This is a genomic window from Microbulbifer salipaludis (genome assembly GCF_017303155.1).
GTDB lineage: Bacteria > Pseudomonadota > Gammaproteobacteria > Pseudomonadales > Cellvibrionaceae > Microbulbifer > Microbulbifer salipaludis.
Map to the genome: position 1 here is coordinate 1,123,422 of NZ_JAEKJR010000001.1, position 17,784 is coordinate 1,141,205.

The 17,784-nt window shown below is 58.2% G+C and carries 20 protein-coding genes; 18 read left to right on the forward strand and 2 right to left on the reverse strand.

The window, feature by feature from the left end:
- Positions 1 to 43 precede the first annotated feature (43 nt).
- Positions 44 to 763, forward strand: a complete 720-nt coding sequence (locus JF535_RS04680) for a 3-deoxy-D-manno-octulosonic acid kinase (RefSeq protein ID WP_206999587.1) — start codon at positions 44 to 46, stop codon at positions 761 to 763.
- 77 nt (positions 764 to 840) lie between these two features.
- Here JF535_RS04680 and JF535_RS04685 read toward each other — a convergent pair whose 3' ends face one another.
- Positions 841 to 1,869 carry an NAD-dependent epimerase gene (locus JF535_RS04685; protein ID WP_206999588.1) on the reverse strand — a complete coding sequence of 343 codons (1,029 nt, stop codon included), beginning with the start codon at positions 1,867 to 1,869 and terminating at the stop codon, positions 841 to 843.
- A 207-nt stretch (positions 1,870 to 2,076) separates the two neighbouring features.
- Positions 2,077 to 3,591, reverse strand: coding sequence for a TolC family outer membrane protein (locus tag JF535_RS04690; protein WP_206999590.1), 1,515 nt, complete (start codon positions 3,589 to 3,591; stop codon positions 2,077 to 2,079).
- A gap of 466 nt (positions 3,592 to 4,057) precedes the next feature.
- On the opposite strand from JF535_RS04690, the gene JF535_RS04695 reads away from it, so the two are divergent.
- From JF535_RS04695 to JF535_RS04775, 17 genes are all read left to right on the forward strand, one after another.
- Complete coding sequence (locus JF535_RS04695; RefSeq protein ID WP_242523587.1) at positions 4,058 to 4,774, forward strand: paraquat-inducible protein A; 717 nt, start codon at positions 4,058 to 4,060, stop codon at positions 4,772 to 4,774.
- A complete protein-coding gene (locus JF535_RS04700; RefSeq protein WP_340674121.1) occupies positions 4,771 to 5,442 on the forward strand; it encodes a paraquat-inducible protein A in 672 nt (223 codons plus the stop codon). Before JF535_RS04695 ends, JF535_RS04700 begins: the two co-directional genes overlap by 4 nt.
- A complete protein-coding gene (locus tag JF535_RS04705; RefSeq protein ID WP_206999597.1) occupies positions 5,439 to 7,799 on the forward strand; it encodes a PqiB family protein in 2,361 nt (786 codons plus the stop codon). The genes JF535_RS04700 and JF535_RS04705 overlap by 4 nt, the downstream gene beginning before the upstream one ends.
- A 57-nt stretch (positions 7,800 to 7,856) precedes the next feature.
- A complete protein-coding gene (locus tag JF535_RS04710; RefSeq protein ID WP_206999599.1) occupies positions 7,857 to 8,420 on the forward strand; it encodes a DUF4136 domain-containing protein in 564 nt (187 codons plus the stop codon).
- A gap of 107 nt (positions 8,421 to 8,527) precedes the next feature.
- Positions 8,528 to 9,100, forward strand: coding sequence for a DUF4136 domain-containing protein (locus JF535_RS04715; RefSeq protein ID WP_206999601.1), 573 nt, complete (start codon positions 8,528 to 8,530; stop codon positions 9,098 to 9,100).
- A gap of 31 nt (positions 9,101 to 9,131) precedes the next feature.
- On the forward strand, positions 9,132 to 9,758 hold the full coding sequence (locus JF535_RS04720; protein ID WP_206999603.1) for an NUDIX domain-containing protein: 627 nt from the start codon (positions 9,132 to 9,134) through the stop codon (positions 9,756 to 9,758).
- Between the two features lie 214 nt (positions 9,759 to 9,972).
- A complete protein-coding gene (locus JF535_RS04725; RefSeq protein WP_206999605.1) occupies positions 9,973 to 10,527 on the forward strand; it encodes a DUF1249 domain-containing protein in 555 nt (184 codons plus the stop codon).
- A gap of 52 nt (positions 10,528 to 10,579) precedes the next feature.
- Positions 10,580 to 11,389, forward strand: coding sequence for a phosphodiesterase (locus JF535_RS04730; RefSeq protein ID WP_242523588.1), 810 nt, complete (start codon positions 10,580 to 10,582; stop codon positions 11,387 to 11,389).
- Positions 11,390 to 11,621: 232 nt separating this feature from the next.
- Complete coding sequence (locus tag JF535_RS04735; protein ID WP_206999607.1) at positions 11,622 to 12,296, forward strand: hypothetical protein; 675 nt, start codon at positions 11,622 to 11,624, stop codon at positions 12,294 to 12,296.
- 79 nt (positions 12,297 to 12,375) lie between these two features.
- Positions 12,376 to 12,999, forward strand: a complete 624-nt coding sequence (locus tag JF535_RS04740) for a YqiA/YcfP family alpha/beta fold hydrolase (protein ID WP_340674122.1) — start codon at positions 12,376 to 12,378, stop codon at positions 12,997 to 12,999.
- Positions 13,000 to 13,054: 55 nt separating this feature from the next.
- On the forward strand, positions 13,055 to 14,941 hold the full coding sequence (gene parE / locus JF535_RS04745; RefSeq protein ID WP_206999612.1) for a DNA topoisomerase IV subunit B: 1,887 nt from the start codon (positions 13,055 to 13,057) through the stop codon (positions 14,939 to 14,941).
- A gap of 207 nt (positions 14,942 to 15,148) precedes the next feature.
- Positions 15,149 to 15,502 carry a hypothetical protein gene (locus JF535_RS04750; protein ID WP_206999615.1) on the forward strand — a complete coding sequence of 118 codons (354 nt, stop codon included), beginning with the start codon at positions 15,149 to 15,151 and terminating at the stop codon, positions 15,500 to 15,502.
- Between the two features lie 144 nt (positions 15,503 to 15,646).
- On the forward strand, positions 15,647 to 15,958 hold the full coding sequence (locus tag JF535_RS04755; RefSeq protein WP_206999617.1) for a BrnT family toxin: 312 nt from the start codon (positions 15,647 to 15,649) through the stop codon (positions 15,956 to 15,958).
- A complete protein-coding gene (locus tag JF535_RS04760) occupies positions 15,948 to 16,127 on the forward strand; it encodes a hypothetical protein (protein ID WP_206999619.1) in 180 nt (59 codons plus the stop codon). The genes JF535_RS04755 and JF535_RS04760 overlap by 11 nt, the downstream gene beginning before the upstream one ends.
- Positions 16,124 to 16,288 carry a hypothetical protein gene (locus tag JF535_RS04765; protein ID WP_206999621.1) on the forward strand — a complete coding sequence of 55 codons (165 nt, stop codon included), beginning with the start codon at positions 16,124 to 16,126 and terminating at the stop codon, positions 16,286 to 16,288. The genes JF535_RS04760 and JF535_RS04765 overlap by 4 nt, the downstream gene beginning before the upstream one ends.
- 140 nt (positions 16,289 to 16,428) lie before the next feature.
- Complete coding sequence (locus JF535_RS04770) at positions 16,429 to 17,202, forward strand: hypothetical protein (RefSeq protein ID WP_206999624.1); 774 nt, start codon at positions 16,429 to 16,431, stop codon at positions 17,200 to 17,202.
- A 188-nt stretch (positions 17,203 to 17,390) separates the two neighbouring features.
- On the forward strand, positions 17,391 to 17,768 hold the full coding sequence (locus JF535_RS04775; protein ID WP_206999625.1) for a DUF4440 domain-containing protein: 378 nt from the start codon (positions 17,391 to 17,393) through the stop codon (positions 17,766 to 17,768).
- Positions 17,769 to 17,784: the final 16 nt, after the last annotated feature.

Here is a 17,784-nt window from a genome sequence, read left to right on the forward strand (position 1 = left end):
CTGACTTCGCAGGTATTGGTGCAGCGTAGCGAGAGGGTTTCCGGTGGGGTATCGGCAATTCAGCAACGGGCTTGCCCGGGTCATCTATGACGATGCACTCGTCGGCGCCGACTGTGAAAAGCTTTTTCAGCGAGACTGGCTTGAGGCCAACAGTGGCGGCGCGACGGTAGAGCGGGGCACGGCGGTGATGTTTGAGCACAATGGTGTGGCGCTGGTGTTCAAGCAGTACCATCGCGGCGGCCTTGCCGGGCGGCTGGTGGAAAAGACCTATCTCTACAGCCGTCTGGAAAACACCCGTGTATGGCGGGAGTTCAACATGCTGCGGCAAATGCGCGCGCTGGGCCTGCCGGTGCCACGTCCGGCTGCCGCCCGCTGTGTGAGTGTGCCGCCCCTGGCCTACCGCGCAGCCCTGATTACCGAGCGGGTGCCCGATTCGAAAAACCTGACGGAAGTGCTATGCGCGCACCCGCTGGACAATGCGAGCTGGGAAAAACTCGGTCAGCTGATTGCACGTTTTCACCGGAACAATGTGTACCACGCCGATCTCAACGCCAGTAATATCCTGCTCACTGGCAGCGGCGATTTCTATCTGATCGACTTCGATAAAGGGGTTATCCGCAACACCCTGTCCGCCAAGGAGGCGCGCTCCAATGTGTCGCGCCTGCGCCGCTCCCTAGATAAATTGCAGGGGCGCCATACGCCGTTCCACTTTTCTGAAGACAACTGGCAAGCCCTGGAAAAGGGGTATGCCGCTGGTGAGTGAGCGGCGGCGCATCATCGAGGCCGAGTTACCGTCCGGGCCTGGACCAAATCGCTAGGCTAGATAGCTAACCCGAATAGCTATACCGAATAATAGTCCCGATACCAGTCTACAAATTTCTGTACCCCTTCCTGCACGCTGGTGTCTGGCCGGTAGCCTGTGGCCTGTTGTAGCCGGCGGGTATCTGCGTGGGTATCCGGAATGTCCCCAGGCTGCATCGGCAGCATCTCGCGAATGGCCTCTTTTCCGAGTGCATGCTCCAGTGCGTCGATATACGCCGACAGCTGGGCGGGGTTGCCATTGCCGATATTGAACACCCGGAAGGGTGCGCTGCTGGTGGCCGGTGTGGGTTCGGCGCTGGACCATGTGGGATCTGCTGCGGCGATCTGGTCGGAGGATTTGATCACACCCTCGACGATATCGTCGATATACGTGAAGTCGCGGCTGTGGTGGCCGTGGTTGAACACCGGGATGGGTTTGCCCTCGAGGATCAGGCGGGTGAACTTGAACAGCGCCATATCTGGGCGCCCCCAAGGGCCGTAGACGGTGAAGAAGCGCAACCCGGTGGTGGGCAGCTGAAACAGGTGGCTGTAGCTGTGGGCCATCAACTCATTGGCGCGCTTGGTCGCGGCATAAAACTGCAGCGGGTGGTCTGCGCCGTGGTCTTCACTGAATGGCATGGTGGTGTTGCCGCCATAGACGCTGCTGGTGCTGGCGTAGGAAAGGTGCGGCGTGCCCGCATTGCGGCAGGCTTCCAGCAGGTTGAAAAAACCGATGAGGTTACTTTCTACGTAGGCCTCCGGGTGCTCGATCGAGTGGCGTACACCCGCCTGGGCCGCCAGGTGAATAACCCGGTCGAAGCGATGGCGTGCGAAGCAGTCGTCGATTATCGCCTTATCGGCAATGTTGCCGCGCACAAATTCGTACTCGACGGTATCACCCTGCGCACTGGCATGCTGCGCCAGTGCCTTCAGGCGATCTTCCTTCAGGCTGGTTTCGTAGTAGTCGTTGACGTTGTCGATGCCCACGACGGAGTCACCTCGCGCCAACAGGGCCTTTGCCACGTGGAAGCCGATAAAGCCGGCGTTGCCGGTAACCAGATACTTCATGCCAGATACTTCATGAATGTTGTCAGTTGGAATAAGCCTGTGGGGCGTGGATGACAGCGCCCGCCGCAACGGGTCGCTCGGTGCCGGGGGCTTCGATCGAATCTCCCCGATCGTTCCGCTATTGTAGTCAGCCCACAAAAAAGGCCGGCACTATAGCAGTGCCGGCCTTTTTTTTCTGCGCGAAGGTTGGCGTTATTTCCGCGCTCGCTATTTGCTGAAGCCGGTAGCGCCGCTATCGAGGATGTGGGCGCGGGAAACCTGAGCGGCGGGATTCAGCCGCGCATCCAGCTGTTGCAGGTCGTCGGGTGCCAGCAGGCCAGCCACCAGCTTCAGGTTCAGGGTGTTGATGATGTAGTCGTAGAGCGCATTCGCGTAATCGGTGCGCGCCCGTGCCAGGGTGCGCTGGGCGAGCAGCACATCGACGATATTGCGGGTACCCACCTCGTAACCGGCCTGGGTGGCATCCAGTGCGCTCTTGGCGGAAATCACCGCCTGCTCGCGGGCCTCCACGCGGCTGGTATCCGTGGTAACCGCACGGTGCAGGGTACGGGTGTTCTGGATGGTGTTGCGCTCGGTCAGGTTGCGGATGTCCTCCGCTTCAAACGCCAGGTTGCGGGCTTCGCGGCGGCTGGCGCTGAGGCGGCCACCGGTGTAGAGCGGCATATTGAAATTGATCGCCGCAATGGTGGTCTCGGTCTGGGTGTCGATTGGCGTGGTCGGGAAAGACTCGGTGATGGAACCGAGGCGCACCCCGGCATCGCTGTCGCCTTCTTCATCGACGTTGCGGTAGGAGATTGAGCCATCCAGAGTCGGCAGGTGCTGCGCTGCTGCTGCGCGGGCGCCGTAGCGTGCGGCGTCAGCGGCCAGGCGCGCGGCCTTCAGGGAAAAGTTGTTGGCCAGCGCAAATTCCACCCAGGAGGCGCGGTCGGCAGGGTTTGGCGGCGCCACGGTGAAATTTGACTGCAGCGGGGCAACGGTATCGTGATCCCTGCCGGTGAGCACCGACAGTGCATCAAAACGGCTCAGCAGGTCGTCCTGTGCAGTGAGTCTGCGCGCTACCGCGCTGTCATAGGCAGAGCGGGAGTCGTAGACATCGGTGATGGCGGTCAGGCCCACCTCAAAACGCTGCTGGGTCTGCTCCAGCTGCTTGGCCAGGGCTTCTTCTTCGGCCAGCGCGGCCTGCAGTACATCGTGGGCGCGCAGCACATCAAAGTAGGCGTTGGCGACGCGCAGCATCATGTCCTGCTGGTTGGCGCTGAATTCTGCGGTGGCGCGCTCGCTGGCGGTCTTGCCCTGTTTGTACCCCAGCCAGGCGGGGAGATCGAAAATAGCCTGGTCCAGCCGCGCACTGTACAGGGTGGTGTCCGTGTCGGTGTTACCAAACTGATTGAACACAACCAGGTCGCCGGTGTTCTGATTGATCTGGGTGCCGATACGGTCGAAGTTGGTTTTGTTTCGGTTGTATTCGGCGCCGGCGTTCACCTGCGGCAGGAGCGCAGAGCGTGCGATGTTTTTTGCCTCAAGACCGGCGCGGTATGCAGCGCGGTCGGCGGCCAGTTGCGGATCGTTGTCGAGGGATTGCATATAGATGTCCCACAGTGTGTCCGCCTGGGCCTGAACTGCTCCCAGTCCGGCGCCCAGTCCAAATAGGGTCGCGGCGAGCAGAGATTTCATCGGGCGGCCCAGCTTGTGAGCGATGCGCCCTTGTGCACGTCTTGTCATTGCGTTCGATTTCCTGTGACAGCTGCGGTCTTTAATTTTTTTGGTGGCGTTTGCGGAGCTGGAAAAAAACGCCCACTGCGTTCGGCAAACCCCGCGTGTCATTTCACATCCTGTGCTTTTATCGGTGTCTGCACATTTGAAATGCCGGTCATGCCTGCTCGCCCTGTGGTAGCGGGGCAGTGCAGGTCGTGCTCATGTACGTCTTATCGTCGTTTTTGGACGCCATTTGAGCATTCAGTCGCGAGAGTTTAACGCCGGTGCGCAGGAGCGTCGAGGCGACGACCGGCGCAATTTGGTATATCTTCGTTAAAAGGACGTGAATGTGCGTCCAGTGACCAAAGGTTGCCAAAAGCCGGTCTGCGCGCCGGATTCAGCCCCGCTTCCCGGTTACTCTGACGCGGCGGAAGGCCGCAGTGGATGCAGGCGGGGTCGAAAGGTTCGACAGCAAGCGAATTTTGGGCGGAGCATGGGGCAAGAATCCTGGCAGGGCATACATGGTGAAGTTTCCGGGCGAAGTGGGTTCATGGAGCCGGCTGCGCGGTGGAAGCGTGCCTGCCATCAATGCGATTTACTGTTAACCCGCGCGCATGCGCCGGTCGGGCAACGGCTGCTCTGTCCCCGCTGTGGCGCCACCCTGCACCGCAATATGGATCGCAGTGTCACGCACACCGCGGCCCTGAGCTTGAGCGGCCTGTTGCTGTTCATTCCCTCCGCCACCCTGCCGCTGCTGGAATTTTCCCTGTTCTCGTTTGGCGCAGAAAACACCTTGCTGAATGGCGTACAGGCACTGTTTGCGGCGGGCTACTTGTGGCTGGCATCGCTGGTGTTGTTCTGCAGCGTGTTAGCGCCCCTGGGCAAATTTCTCCTGTTGGCGTTCATCAGCTGGGGTAGCGCCTGGACAGGAATGGCGAGGCCGGTGGCGCGGACGCTGCGCTGGTATCACCACTTGCAGGAGTGGGGGATGCTGGATGTGTATATGCTCGGGATACTCGTGGCGCTGGTCAAAATGTCGGACCTGGGCAAGATGACCGTGGAGCCCGGGCTCTACTGTTTTGTGGCGATGATGGTGGTGTCCAGTGCCGCCACCGTGTCGTTTGATGCGGAAACCGTGTGGGCGCGACTCGCCCGCCATGCCAAGGATGCCGGCGAACGTGCTTCCGTCGATGCCGGAGGCGCTAAGTGAACCGCCCGGCGCGCGCCCTGTCTCAGGGATTCTGGACGTGTCTCGGTTGCCGCCAGCTGGTGCCTGCGCCAACGGCGGCTTCCTGCCTCTGCCCCCGCTGCGGCGCGCGCATGCACGGACGGGTCGACGGTAGCATCATGCTGACCTGGGCGCTCACCCTTACCGGCGCCCTGCTGCTGATTCCGGCCAACGTATTGCCGGTGATGACGGTCATCTATCTGGGGTCCGGCGACCCGAGCACGATTGTCGGCGGCACTCTGGAGCTGTATCACAACGGTCTGTGGGGCATTGCGCTGATCGTGTTCGTCGCCAGTGTGGCGGTGCCGGTGATGAAACTGGTGGGGCTGGTGATTTTGTGCCTGATCGTACAGCGGCGCTGGGATGTGTCGCCGCGGCAGGCAATGCGGATATACCGCGTGGTGAACGCCATCGGGCGCTGGTCGCTGCTGGATTTGTTTATGATTTCGATTCTGGTGGCGCTGGTTGATATGGGGGCTATTGCGGATGTTGCCGCCGGTGCCGGTAGCACCGCCTTCGCTACCGTGGTGGTAGTGACCATGTTCGCGGTGCGCGCATTCGATCCGCGGCTGATCTGGGACGTTTACGAAGAAAAAATAACCGCGCAGCCCGGGCTCGCGCAGGATAAGTCGCACAGGGAGAATGAATGAGCGAACCGCCGTTGGAATACGACGCCCAGCCCGAAGGGTTGGCGCGCCGCAGTCGCGGCCTCTCGCTGGTTTGGCTGTTGCCGCTGATTGCCGCACTGATCGCCGTCTGGCTGCTGTACAGGGATTTCACCCAGGGTGACATTCGCGTCACCATCCTGTTTTCATCGGGTGAAGGCCTGGTGAAAGGCAAGACCGCAGTGAAATACTCCGGTGTAGAAATCGGTGTGGTGAACGACTTTCGCCTGGTGCCTAACGCCAAGGACCTGAACGGCCAGGACGGTGTTCTCGCCGAAGTCTCCTTCAATCACAGTGCTGCTTATCTGCTGACCCGGGGAAGCAAGTTCTGGCTGGTCAAGCCAGAGGTTTCGCTGACCGGTGTGCGCGGGCTGGAAACCCTGGTCTCCGGGAACTATATCGCCATTGAGCCCGGCAGCGGCCCCACCCAGAAACACTTTGTCGCGGTCCCCGAGCCCCCAGCTTATGTGCGTGGCGATGGCCTGCGGGTGACGCTCAAGGCGCCGCGGCTGGCGTCCCTGAGTCGCGGCTCGCCGGTGTACTTTCGCCAGCTGGAAGTGGGACAGGTGGAAAGCTACCGCCTGTCGGAAGGCGCCAACGAGGTGGAGATCGGCCTGTTTATCCGTCGGGAATATGCAGACCTGGTGCACCGTGGCAGCCGCTTCTGGAATGCCTCCGGGGTCTCGATTCAGGGCAGCATCAGCGGTGTGACTGTGGAGATGGAATCCCTCGCCTCGCTGATCGCCGGCGGCGTCAGTTTCTATACGCCGGACTCCCAGATCCATACGCCCAAGGCAGAGGACGGCAATGAATTCAAGCTCTACAAAAGCTTTGCGGATGCGGATGCGGGCATTCCAATCACCCTGAACTTCAATCGCGGCGTCAGCCTGACCGAAGGCTCCACTCAGGTTTTCTACCAGGGAATTCGGGTGGGCGAGGTGAATGCAGTCAAAGCCAGCCGCCGCATCGACGGTATGGAAGTCGAGGTGTTGATGGACCCGATTACCGATGACCTGCTGACCGAGAACACGCGATTCTGGCTTGCTCCACCCACGCTGGACTTCACCTCCGGGGTCAACGACCTGCTGAAAGGTAATCGGATCGAGGTCGACCTGCGTACCGGTAACCGCTCGCTGCGCACCTTCGACGCGGCGAGTGCACCGCCGGCGCGCGACGCCCGCACCCCGGGATTGCACCTGCAACTGACCGCGCGTAACACCGGGTCAATTCAGCGCGGCGCTGCGGTGTACTACCGCCAGATGGAAGTGGGGCGTGTGCAGGGGATGGAGCTGGCGAATGATGGTTCCCGAGTTATTGTGTATGTGGTGATCGAGCCGCGGTATGCGCACCTGGTCGACAGCGACAGCCGTTTCTGGAACGTCAGTGGCGTGCGCGCCAGCGCCAGCCTGCAGGGGGTCAAAGTGGAAACCGACTCGTTGCTGTCGGTGGTACGTGGCGGAATCGCCTTTGGCAGCGGCCCCCAGCACAGCAAGGGTGTCGCCAAGGCGCGCTCCGGAGACAGCTTCCGCCTGTACAGCAGCCGCGAAGACGCCATGGAAGAGGGTATCAACATCTACATCGATCTCACTGGAGACGAGGGGCTGAAAGAGGGGGCGCCCCTGCGTTACCGGGGGATTCAGGTGGGTGAGATTACCCGCCTGCGCCTGAACTATGAGCTCGATGGCGTACGTGCGCGGGCGCGGCTCTACCGCCGTGCCGAGCGCTTTGCCCGTACGGGAACACGCCTGTGGGTGGTCGGTCCCAAGATTGGCCTGAACGGCGTCGACAACCTGGATACGCTGGTGACCGGGCCATTTCTGGAGCTGGAACCCGGGCTTGGCAATGAACCGCAGACCGAGTTCGTCGCCCTTTCGGCCAAGCCCGAACCGGATCTGGCGGATATCATGATGATGCCCGGGCTGGCGCTGATCCTCGACGCGCCGCGGCGCGGGTCGCTCAAGCGCGGCAGCCCGGTCTATTACCGCCAGGTGAAGGTCGGGCAGGTGACCGGCTATCAACTGGGGGAACTGGCAGACCGGGTGTACATCTATGTTTATATAGAGCCGGAATACCGTACGCTGGTACGCGAGCACAGCAAGTTTTGGAATGCCAGCGGCGTGGATGTGAATTTTGGTGTGATGACTGGCCTGGACGTACATACTGAGTCGGCGCAGGCTCTGCTGGCGGGCGGCATCGCCTTTGCCACACCGAACAACCCGGAGATGGGCCTTGAAGTGGAGTCGGGCAGCCATTATCCACTCTACGGAAAGCCAGAAGATGAGTGGTTGCTGTGGAGTCCCAAGATCGAACTTTACCCATCACTGGAAGACAGCTTCAAGTAACAGACCGGTGTATTACCCGGTGGTCGAATACATTTTCATACGAGATAGGGAGAACGGATGCGTATTACAATAACCAGCCTGATGGCAGGCCTGCTGGTAGCGATCGGGCTTGCTGGCTGTGGAACACCCACCAAGATTGACCGGATCGAATCGCGCTCGGCGCCGGTGAGCTTCCAGACCTACGCCTGGGGGACCGAGGTGTTGACCGGCGACACCGGCGCGCCGGCCCAGCTGGTGGAGCTGGATACCGAGCTGCGCCGTACCGTGGGTGCACTGATGCAGGCGCGCGGTTACCGCCAGGTGGCCAGCGTGGCGAACGCGCAGATGGTGGTGGAATACCAGGTGGCGATCATTGAAGAGGAGTTCGCCAGCGAAGAAGAGAATGAAAGCTGGGATGCGCAGTTCGACAGTAATGCCCAGCGCGGCGTGGTAGAACTGCCGGATCGCAGCGGTGCGCCGCGGATTACCCTGTCTGTGGGTATCGGCCCGCAAAACGGCATGCCGATCTGGGGCGGCAGTGCCACCAAGTTGATGGCGCGCCCGGAAGACAAGGGCGAGCGCCAACGGATACTCAACAAAGCGGTGGGGGAGCTCCTCAGGGACCTGCCACCGGCCAGCTGAAGCGTTTTTTAGCGCTTTGAGGCGACAATCCTGGGGCAAGCCCCAAACAACTCGTTCATTTCAGTTCGGCAGGGAAGCCGGGACTCTCAAACTCAACAGGAGAGCATATGGCTTCACTGTCTTCTATTTTGCGCCGCACGCTGCGCGTCACCGCCATCGGCCTGGTTCTGGTACTTGGCGGATGCGCCAGCCCCAACCCGGTCGCCGTGGATTACGACCCTACCTTCAAATTTGCCAATCTGCGCAGCTACTACCTGATGGATACCCTGGCCAATGGCCCGGTATCGCCGTTTGAAAGCAAGCGTGCCAGCCAGGCGGTCAGCGATGTACTCAAGGGCAGTTACCAGCCCGCGGCCACGCCGGAGGAAGCGGACTTTCTGGTGCGCGTGCAGTTGTTCAGTAGCGACAAGGTGGCCGTGTACGAGGATCCGCTCAGCATCTACGGTGGCTACCGCTACTTTGGCTTTGGCTGGCGAGCACCCCTGCGCGTGCGCGAATACCGCGAGTCCACCCTGATCGTGGATGTACTGTCGCCGGAGCAGGCACCTCTCTGGCGAGGCAGCATGCCCTCCGTGGCCGGCCGCTACGATGCCCCGGAGCAGCAGCTGTTCCGTCTGCGGGAAGAGGCCGGGATGATCCTCGCCAGGTTCCCGCCGTATAACGACGTTGGTTTTGATTGAGTGATCCATTTGGCGGAATAAGGGCGTATCCGTGAGCGAAAGCAAAGAGTTCAAGCCGCAATTTACGCGCGGCGCAGTGGATGTCATTTCCCGTAAAACCGGATACGCCGGCTTTTTCCAGATCCACAAGTTGCGCTTGCGACATCGCCTATTTCGCGGCGGCTGGAGCGGTGAGATGGAGCGCGAACTGTTCGTGCGTGGTCACGCGGTGGGGGTGCTGCTGTATGACCCCGGGCGCCAGCTGGTGGCGCTGACCGAGCAGTTTCGGGTCGGTGCCCTGGAGCGGGCGAGCGGCCCCTGGTGCCTGGAAGTGGTGGCCGGCATGGTGGAAGAGGGGGAGTCTCTCGAAGAGGTCGCTCGTCGCGAGTTGCAGGAGGAGGCGGGTTTGCAGGTCGATCGCCTGCACTTTATCCGCAGTTACCTGCCGAGCCCGGGGGGTACCAACGAGCGTATGCACCTGTTTTGTGCCTGTGCCGATCTCAGTAACGCCGAAGGGTATTTCGGATTATTGGACGAGCACGAGGATATTCGTCTGCGGGTATTTCCCCTGGACACCTTGCTGGAAGCCATGCTCAGCGACGATGGGATTGTCGACAACGCCGCCAGTATTATCAGCCTGCAGTGGTTGCAGTTGAACCGATCGCGCCTCGAAGGCTGACCGGCGGAATGCGCCCGCCGTGAATTGACTGGGCGGTGCCGGCTGATAGTTACAGACAAATGGCAATTCTTGTCCGGGGCTGCCAGTGTAGTGAGTGTTCACCCGCAAATGTGCGCGGGCGTGCACGAAAATTCTTCCTCGACGCTGAGATTCCCCATTATCACGGGTAATTTGAGAGATAAATCACGGCGCGGAGTCAACAGGAGTGTCGATAATGGCAGTACCGGCAGGCACTGGCCGCAGCAAGGCAAGTCAGCGCGCCGTACAGGGCTCGAAAGGGTCAGGTGGGCCGCATGGTAAGCATGGTAAGGAACGCTTTCGGGTAGACCTGACCAACTATCACGCCGACTGTGATGCCAATTATCTGCGGCTGTGCAAGTTGCTGCCGGAGCTGGCAAATCACCAGAGCTGGTCCTACCGGATGCCGCACGGCACGCTCGAAGTGACCGTGCTGGAGCGCAGCAGGTACACCACCGAGGTGTGCCTGCGGACCGCGCCACAGAACAGTGGTGCCAATGAACATGGCTGGTTGACGCCGCCTCCCATCACCGTGCGCCTGTACCACGACGCGCGCATGGCAGAAGTGGTGGCGGTGGATGGCCAGGGGCCGATCGGGGGCAATGGGCTGAACTTCAGCTACCCCAATCCGGCCATGCACAACGAAGACGAGCGCCAGCAGGTCAATCGCTTCCTGAGCGAGTGGCTGGCGCACTGCCTGGCAAACGGCCGCGCCGAGGTCGAGCTTCCGTTCCGCGGAAGTCCAACCTGAAGTCAGCCGGGCATCGCACACGCGAACATGGATGTGACGGCAAGGTGAGACATTGAATATCGACGCAGCACAACCGGCCTACCGGCTGATCCAGATTACCGACCCCCATATTGGCGGTCGGCCGGATTACCAGTTGCTGGGCTTGGACACCGGGCACACCCTGAGCGAGGTGCTCTCTGCTGTGTCTGGCGATACCGCATCCACACTCGCCGATTTGCTGGTGGTGACCGGAGACGTCTCTGCGAACGGATCGGAAGCCGCGTACCGGCGCTTTCTGCACAAAATGCAGCCGGTTACCGCGCCCTGGTACTGGCTTCCCGGCAATCATGACAACCCCCGTAAAATGGATGAGCTGGCACCGCGGCGGCGGCCGGAAGTGGTGCCCGTGGGGGCGTGGCGCCTGTTGCTGCTGGATACCAGTGTGCCGGGCCAGATCAGTGGCGGTCTCAGTGAAGAAGAGCTGGCGCGTATCGGTCAGCTGCTTGAGGATCACCGCGAACATCCCCTGATGCTGATGATGCATCACCAGCCGGTACCTGTGGGCAGCCACTGGATCGACGGGCATATGCTGAAGCAAGGGCGCGAAGAGCTGATCGCGCTGGTTCGTGGGTTCGAAAACGTCCGCGCCATCGCCTGGGGGCATGTGCACCAGCAGTTTGACAGCCATCTGGGCCAGATCGGCCTGCACGCCACGCCTTCCACCTCCGTACAGTTCACCCCTGGCAGTGGTCCCTTTGCCGTCGACAGTGAAATGCCCGGATACCGCTGGTTTAACCTGTACGATGACGGCCGTTACGAGACCGGTGTCGAGCGGGTGGCGATCGCAGAATACAGCGTAGACCTGGCGTCCTCCGGGTACTGACTCTGCGCGAGGGGCCGAATTCAGGCCAATCGTCCCTTTGCACTTTTTAACCTGTCTTTCATGACTCGGCAGCCATGCTTCTATCATAATATGGCACGTGAATTCGCGGTTTAGTGGTACCGGATTCCTGCGGCCGAGTCCCGGGCCCGCTGAGCGCAAGGCAAATACTCAGCACCGTCCCCTGCGCTGCCCGCCGCAATCACCCACGTGTTCATCAGGAAGTGAGGTCACCATGCAGACAAGTCTTATAACGACGTATAAAAAAACACTGTCCCTGTTGCTGTTTAGCGCCCTGTTTCTGGCCGGCTGTGCGCAGCAACTGGTCGCCACCCCGGAAGATGAGGCCGATGGCCTGTTGCCGCGACAAACCGGCCTTGATCACGTCAGCGCCGCCTACGCCTTCGATCTCAGTGGCGCCAAGGTCTATCTGGAGCCGGTGGGCGTGGAATATACCAAGCGCTTCCCGCGCGCAGGCTCACCGCTGCGGGCCAAGGATTATGAGTTGCGTGACAAGGATATGGTGCGTCTGCAGGAGGTGATGGGGGAGGCCGTCAGTGAGCGCTTCCTTGCACCGCGCCGTAGTGAACTGGTGGCAGACCGCGCCGAAGCGGACTATGTCTTTCAGCTCGACCTCAGTCACTTCTCCCTCGGCGCGCCACTGGAGCCCCAGGCTTATCTGTGGCGGGTGTACACCGATCAGAGCGCCTATGGCACCCTCTCCGGGGAGCTTAAGGACAGCAACGGCAACCCCGTCATGCGCTTCAGTGATCGCCGCGACATTGGCGAGAACTTTGGCAACCTCGGCCCTGCGGGGCGCTTCGAGCGCTTCACCAGCGTCACCTTCTGGCGCGACATGAAAGTCGACCTGCGCCGGGCGTTTGCCAGCCTCGACGAATCCCTGCGATAAGCCCGGGGGAACTGCCGCCGGTACATCTGCCGGCGGCACCGCTATAATCCCCGCCATGTTGTCACATAATTCCTCTAACGTGCCTGATTCATCACCAGCCGGCGAGCGCCCGCTGCTGATCTACCTGCACGGCTTTCTGTCCTCGCCCCAGTCGCACAAGTGCCAGCTGCTCAAAGCGTGGTTGCGGGAGTTCCGCCCGGACATCGTGTTCTATGCGCCGCTGATTTCTCCCTACCCTGCGCAGGCTGCGCTGGCGCTTGGCAGTGCCGTGAGCGAGTTCGCCGCAAGTCATCACGGGCCAATTGGCCTCGCCGGCAGCTCCATGGGCGGCTTCTGGAGCACCTGGCTGGCCGAGCAGTACCGACTGCCGGCGGTGGTGGTCAATCCAGCCGTTACCCCCTCGCGCTTTATGCCCGCTTATGTGGGGCAGGACCTCAAGCCCTACAGTGGCGAGCTACAAACCTATCGCCTGCAGCCCGCCGATGTGGATAAGATGCAGCAACTGGAGTCCGCCATAGCGGGACCCCTGCAATCGCGCTACTGGCTGTTGGCACAGCGCGGGGACGAGACACTGGATTGCCGGGAAGCCGAGGAGTTCTATCGCGGTCAGCGCCAGACTGTCGAAGAAGGCGGCGATCACAGCTTTCAGGGATTTGCCCGCTATACCGCCGCACTGGTAGATTTCCTGTTTCCGAAGCATTGAATAAACCCACAACAAGATCCAAGCAGTAGGCGCCGGTTACGGCGAACAAAACTCTATGGCCAATTACTCCGCAGAAGACATTGAGGTATTGACGGGGCTGGACCCGGTGAGAAAGCGCCCGGGCATGTACACCGAAACCACCCGGCCCAATCACCTGGCCCAGGAAGTGATCGACAACAGCGTCGACGAGGCCCTCGCCGGCCACGCTAAAAAAATCGAAGTTGTACTGCACAAGGACCACTCGATCTCTGTCAGCGATGACGGCCGCGGCATGCCGGTGGACATCCACCCGGAGCAGGGGCGTCCCGGGGTTGAAGTCATCCTTTCTACCCTGCACGCCGGCGGCAAGTTTTCCAAAAACAACTATCAGTTTTCCGGTGGCCTGCACGGGGTGGGTGTCTCCGTAGTGAACGCCCTGTCCAAGGTGCTGGAAGTGACCATCCAGCGCGATGGCAAGGTCCACCGCATCGGCTTCCAGAATGGCGACAAGGCGTCTGACCTGGAAGTAGTGGGCGAATGTGGCAAACGCACCACCGGCACCAGCGTACGTTTCCTGCCGGACCCGAAATATTTCGACTCGTATAAATTCTCCGTGCCGCGCCTGCGCCACCTGCTGCGTGCCAAAGCGGTGCTCTGCCCCGGTCTCAGCGTTACCTTTATCAATGAGCAGGACGGTGAGTCTGATCAGTGGTATTACGAAGACGGGCTGAAAGACTATCTGGCCGCAGCCAACCAGGGCTGGGAAGTGTTGCCCGCGGAACCCTTTGTGGGCAATTTCTCTGCGGAAACCGAGGCCGCCGACTGGGCGGTACAATGGCTGCCGGAAGGCGGCGAGGTCACGGTCGAGTCTTACGTAAACCTGATCCCCACCGCCCAGGGAGGCACCCACGTCAATGGCCTGCGTGCCGGCTTGCTGGATGCCATGCGCGAGTACTGCGAAATCCGTAACCTGCTGCCGCGCGGCGTCAAACTGGGCCCGGAAGATATCTGGAACCAGTGCTCCTACGTGCTTTCCGCCAAGCTCGCCGATCCCCAATTCTCCGGCCAAACCAAAGAGCGCCTGAGCTCCCGCGAAGCCACCGCGTTTATCTCCGGGGTGGCCAAAGATGCGTTCGGTCTGTGGCTCAACCAGCACACCGAAGAGGGCGACAAGCTTGCCGAGCTGTGTATCAGCAACGCGCAAAAACGCCTGCGCTCGGCAAAGAAAGTCGCGCGCAAAAAGGTCACTCAGGGGCCGGCACTGCCCGGCAAGCTCGCCGATTGTTCCAGCGGCGATACCACCCGCTCCGAACTGTTTCTGGTGGAAGGGGACTCCGCCGGTGGCTCCGCCAAACAGGCACGGGACCGCGAGTTCCAGGCCATCATGCCCCTGCGCGGTAAAATCCTGAATACCTGGGAAGTGGACTCCAACGAAATCCTCGCCAGCCAGGAAGTGCACGATATTGCCGTAGCCCTCGGCGTCGACCCCGGCAGTGATAACCTGGAAGGCCTGCGCTACAACAAAATCTGTATCCTCGCCGACGCGGATTCCGATGGACTGCACATTGCCACACTGCTGTGTGCACTATTCCTGCGCCACTTCCGGCCGCTGGTGACCAATGGCCATGTGTACGTCGCCATGCCGCCCTTGTTCCGAATCGATATCGGCAAGGACGTCTACTACGCCCTGGACGACGCCGAACGCCAAGGCATCCTCGATCGCATCGCTGCCGAAAAGAAAAAGGGAAAAATTCAGGTCACCCGATTCAAGGGCCTGGGTGAAATGAACCCCCTGCAGCTGCGTGAAACCACCATGGACCCGAACACGCGCCGTCTGGTACAGCTGTTTATTGAGGCTGGCGACGACAGCAACCAGTTGCTGGATATGCTCCTCGCGAAAAAGCGGGCCGGCGACCGCAAGCAGTGGCTGGAAAGCAAAGGAAACCTTGCCGAAGTAAGCTGAACACAAAGCCCCGCCTTGCGGGGCTTTGTTGTTTACGTAGACCGAAAAATTGTCATCCCCCATGGGCAGATGTAGACATATCGGTAGCTTGAAGCGTATGCCTACATATAGGCATTATGGCTATATCTAGACATCTCATGCCTAGATGTAGCCATTATGTCTATATCTGGGGCTTTTGAATAAAACTGTTATGTGTCGTAATCAAGCATGGAAAAATTTCGAGTAAGACCAGCATATAAATCTGAAGAGCTTCTTATTGAATTTTGGGGTGATCACCGTGGTAGCGATTTCCCCAACATTCAAGAAATACTTGCAAGTGAGTTAAATGCAAAGCCAGCAAGGATGCCTGGAGTCGACACCTCTTCGGTTGCCATGGCTACAGATGAGCATATTTCATTCTGGAATTACGAAAATGGTGAGTACGAATTGGATGATGATATTTGGGCGTACTTTATTCATGCTCCAGAGAATAATCTGCAAATCATCTCTGATATTGAACGCGCGCTGTTAGCTAGCGGCCGCTTTACCAAGGAACCGGCAGACTTCAGTGAGTACACATAACAAACAGCGGCAGAGCGACAGCCAACGCTACGCACCTTTTGTGTTACTCGCTGTCGCTCAAACATTAACACAAAAGGTGCTCCGCGCTGGCTGCGCCTGCGCTGGGCGTTCAATGTCAGTATTCATCAACCATAAGGAAATAAAATGGAATTTGAGTGGGATGAAAACAAGAACCAGTCCAACTGGTTAAAGCATCGTGTTGATTTCGCTGATGCTATTCATATTTTTCTAGATGATGATCGAGTCGAAAGAGAAGATACACGTAAGGACTACGGTGAGAGCCGTTTTCAGACTATTGGCACAACCGAGCACGGTATTCTCTTTGTGATATACACCGAAAGAAACGGTGATACCATTCGGTTAATATCAGCCCGAAAGGCAAATAGGAAAGAAAGAGGATTCTATGCGTCTGGTGTGTTTAAGCCTTTCTCTGTTGAGGTGAAAAATGGCCGTTAAAAAAGTTAAGCTTGAAGATGTTAAAAAATCGAAAGGAAGAACAAGCAAGGAAGAGCTTGATAAAATCTCTGACAAAGAAATCGCTGAGGCGGTTTTGAGTGATAAAGATTCTGTCATTCCTACGGAAAAGGAACTTAAAGAATTCACCAAGCCAAAGGAAAGGAAATGAAGAAAACTGTCAAGCTGAAGGATGTAAAATCCAGCAAAGGAAAAACAGACTGGAACTACCTTAAAAAATCTGAGTCGGAGGTGCACGATACTGAGGCTCCTCCGCTTTCGCAGTCTGAATTGATGCAGATGCGGAGAGCCAAACCTTCCAAAAAACATTGAACAAGGCGCTGCAGCCGACAGCTTACTTTATGCACCTTTTGCGCGGTCGCTACGCTCCTATTTTTGCGCAAAAGGTGCATAAAGTAAGCTGCGGCTGAGCGCGGCGTTAAGCTTTCACAATCTCAAAATAAGGAGAAAAAATGAACAAGCTGTTAAAAATCGTACTGGGGGTAGTTGGTGTCGTTGCGTTAGCTATATCAGCTGTCTTTTACTTAACATCCGGGATGGTGAAAGTAGCTGATGAACTGTTTCTTGCCGCAAGCCGTGGTGACACCGAGAAAGCGTATAGCCTTTTATCGGATGATTTCAAAAGCGGAACGTCTCAAGAGGATCTAAAGAAATACTTCATTGCCAATTCTTTGAACAATTTCAAGGAGGCGAGCTGGGAATCTAGATCTACAAGTGGTGGTCGTGGATCGTTAAAGGGTTCAATTACTACAAGAGAGGGTGGAGTAATACCAATAACTTTGAACTTTGTGAAGAGCGATTCTGATTGGAAAATTTACTCTATTCAAAAACCTAGCTCAGGGCTTCAAGTTGAATCAGAACTTCAAATGCCATCAGAAAATGAGCAATTAAACTTAGTCACTAATTCTATGCAGGTTTTTGCTGAATCTGTAAATGAAAAGAGCATGAAAAAATTTCATTCTACCTTTTCAAGTATGTTCAAGATGCAATTTACCCCAGAGAAACTTGATGAGGCTTACGGATCATTTTATCAAGCTGGTGTGGATTTAACCGTTTTGGAAAATATAGAGCCAAAAATTAACTCCTCTGCAGCTATCGACGACAATGGAGTCTTAGTTATATCAGGCTATTACCCGACTGAGCCTAGCCAAGTGAAGTTTACACAAAAGTTTGCATATGAAGGATTAAATTGGAAATTAATCGGTTTCAATATAAACATCGAGTGATGAATTAAGGCCTCGCAGAATGAGCTAGAAATTAGCTGTGGTGGTCCTCGGGCCTCCACAGCTTAACAAGGTGCTGCAGCTGACGGCTTACTTAATGCGCGTTTTGCGCAGGTCGCTGCGCTCCCATTTTCGCGCAAATCGCGCATTAAGTAAGCCGCCGCTGAGCACGGCGTTAAGGTTTCAGTAACGTGAACATCCGAGAAGAAATTATAGAGATGGAGAAGGCGTTACTTAGTCCCGAAGTTCGGGGCTCTGTCGAAAAACTACAGCATTTTCTTTCGGAAGATTTTAGAGAGGTAGGTGCGAGTGGCGCATACTTCGGCTTCAACGAAGTTCTGCAGTCAATTACTAATCAAACTGACTGGGCTGCATTCCCTGATCTCTGGGAGTTCCGCCAACTATCAAATGATGTTGCCCAAGTGATGTATAGAGTAAAAATTATCCGGGGTCAGGCCAGAGGCGTGGCCTATTCTCGGAGAACGTCAATTTGGCGTAAAGAAGCAGACACCTGGAAGCTGGTTTACCATCAAGGCACTGCGGTGGGTCCTAGTGAGTCCAAACCTTAACAATCACGGGCAGTGA

What these genes read in the sequence shown, in the direction of transcription:
- JF535_RS04695 (WP_242523587.1), top strand. Translation starts at nt 4,058, where the DNA reads ATGGGGCAAGAATCCTGGCAGGGCATACATGGTGAAGTTTCCGGGCGA.
- JF535_RS04715 (WP_206999601.1), top strand. Translation starts at nt 8,528, where the DNA reads ATGGCTTCACTGTCTTCTATTTTGCGCCGCACGCTGCGCGTCACCGCC.
- JF535_RS04750 (WP_206999615.1), top strand. Translation starts at nt 15,149, where the DNA reads ATGGAAAAATTTCGAGTAAGACCAGCATATAAATCTGAAGAGCTTCTT.
- JF535_RS04685 (WP_206999588.1), bottom strand. Translation starts at nt 1,869, where the DNA reads ATGAAGTATCTGGTTACCGGCAACGCCGGCTTTATCGGCTTCCACGTG.
- JF535_RS04705 (WP_206999597.1), top strand. Translation starts at nt 5,439, where the DNA reads ATGAGCGAACCGCCGTTGGAATACGACGCCCAGCCCGAAGGGTTGGCG.
- JF535_RS04765 (WP_206999621.1), top strand. Translation starts at nt 16,124, where the DNA reads ATGAAGAAAACTGTCAAGCTGAAGGATGTAAAATCCAGCAAAGGAAAA.
- JF535_RS04690 (WP_206999590.1), bottom strand. Translation starts at nt 3,591, where the DNA reads ATGACAAGACGTGCACAAGGGCGCATCGCTCACAAGCTGGGCCGCCCG.
- JF535_RS04725 (WP_206999605.1), top strand. Translation starts at nt 9,973, where the DNA reads ATGGCAGTACCGGCAGGCACTGGCCGCAGCAAGGCAAGTCAGCGCGCC.
- JF535_RS04760 (WP_206999619.1), top strand. Translation starts at nt 15,948, where the DNA reads ATGGCCGTTAAAAAAGTTAAGCTTGAAGATGTTAAAAAATCGAAAGGA.
- JF535_RS04735 (WP_206999607.1), top strand. Translation starts at nt 11,622, where the DNA reads ATGCAGACAAGTCTTATAACGACGTATAAAAAAACACTGTCCCTGTTG.
- parE (WP_206999612.1), top strand. Translation starts at nt 13,055, where the DNA reads ATGGCCAATTACTCCGCAGAAGACATTGAGGTATTGACGGGGCTGGAC.
- JF535_RS04710 (WP_206999599.1), top strand. Translation starts at nt 7,857, where the DNA reads ATGCGTATTACAATAACCAGCCTGATGGCAGGCCTGCTGGTAGCGATC.
- JF535_RS04755 (WP_206999617.1), top strand. Translation starts at nt 15,647, where the DNA reads ATGGAATTTGAGTGGGATGAAAACAAGAACCAGTCCAACTGGTTAAAG.
- JF535_RS04770 (WP_206999624.1), top strand. Translation starts at nt 16,429, where the DNA reads ATGAACAAGCTGTTAAAAATCGTACTGGGGGTAGTTGGTGTCGTTGCG.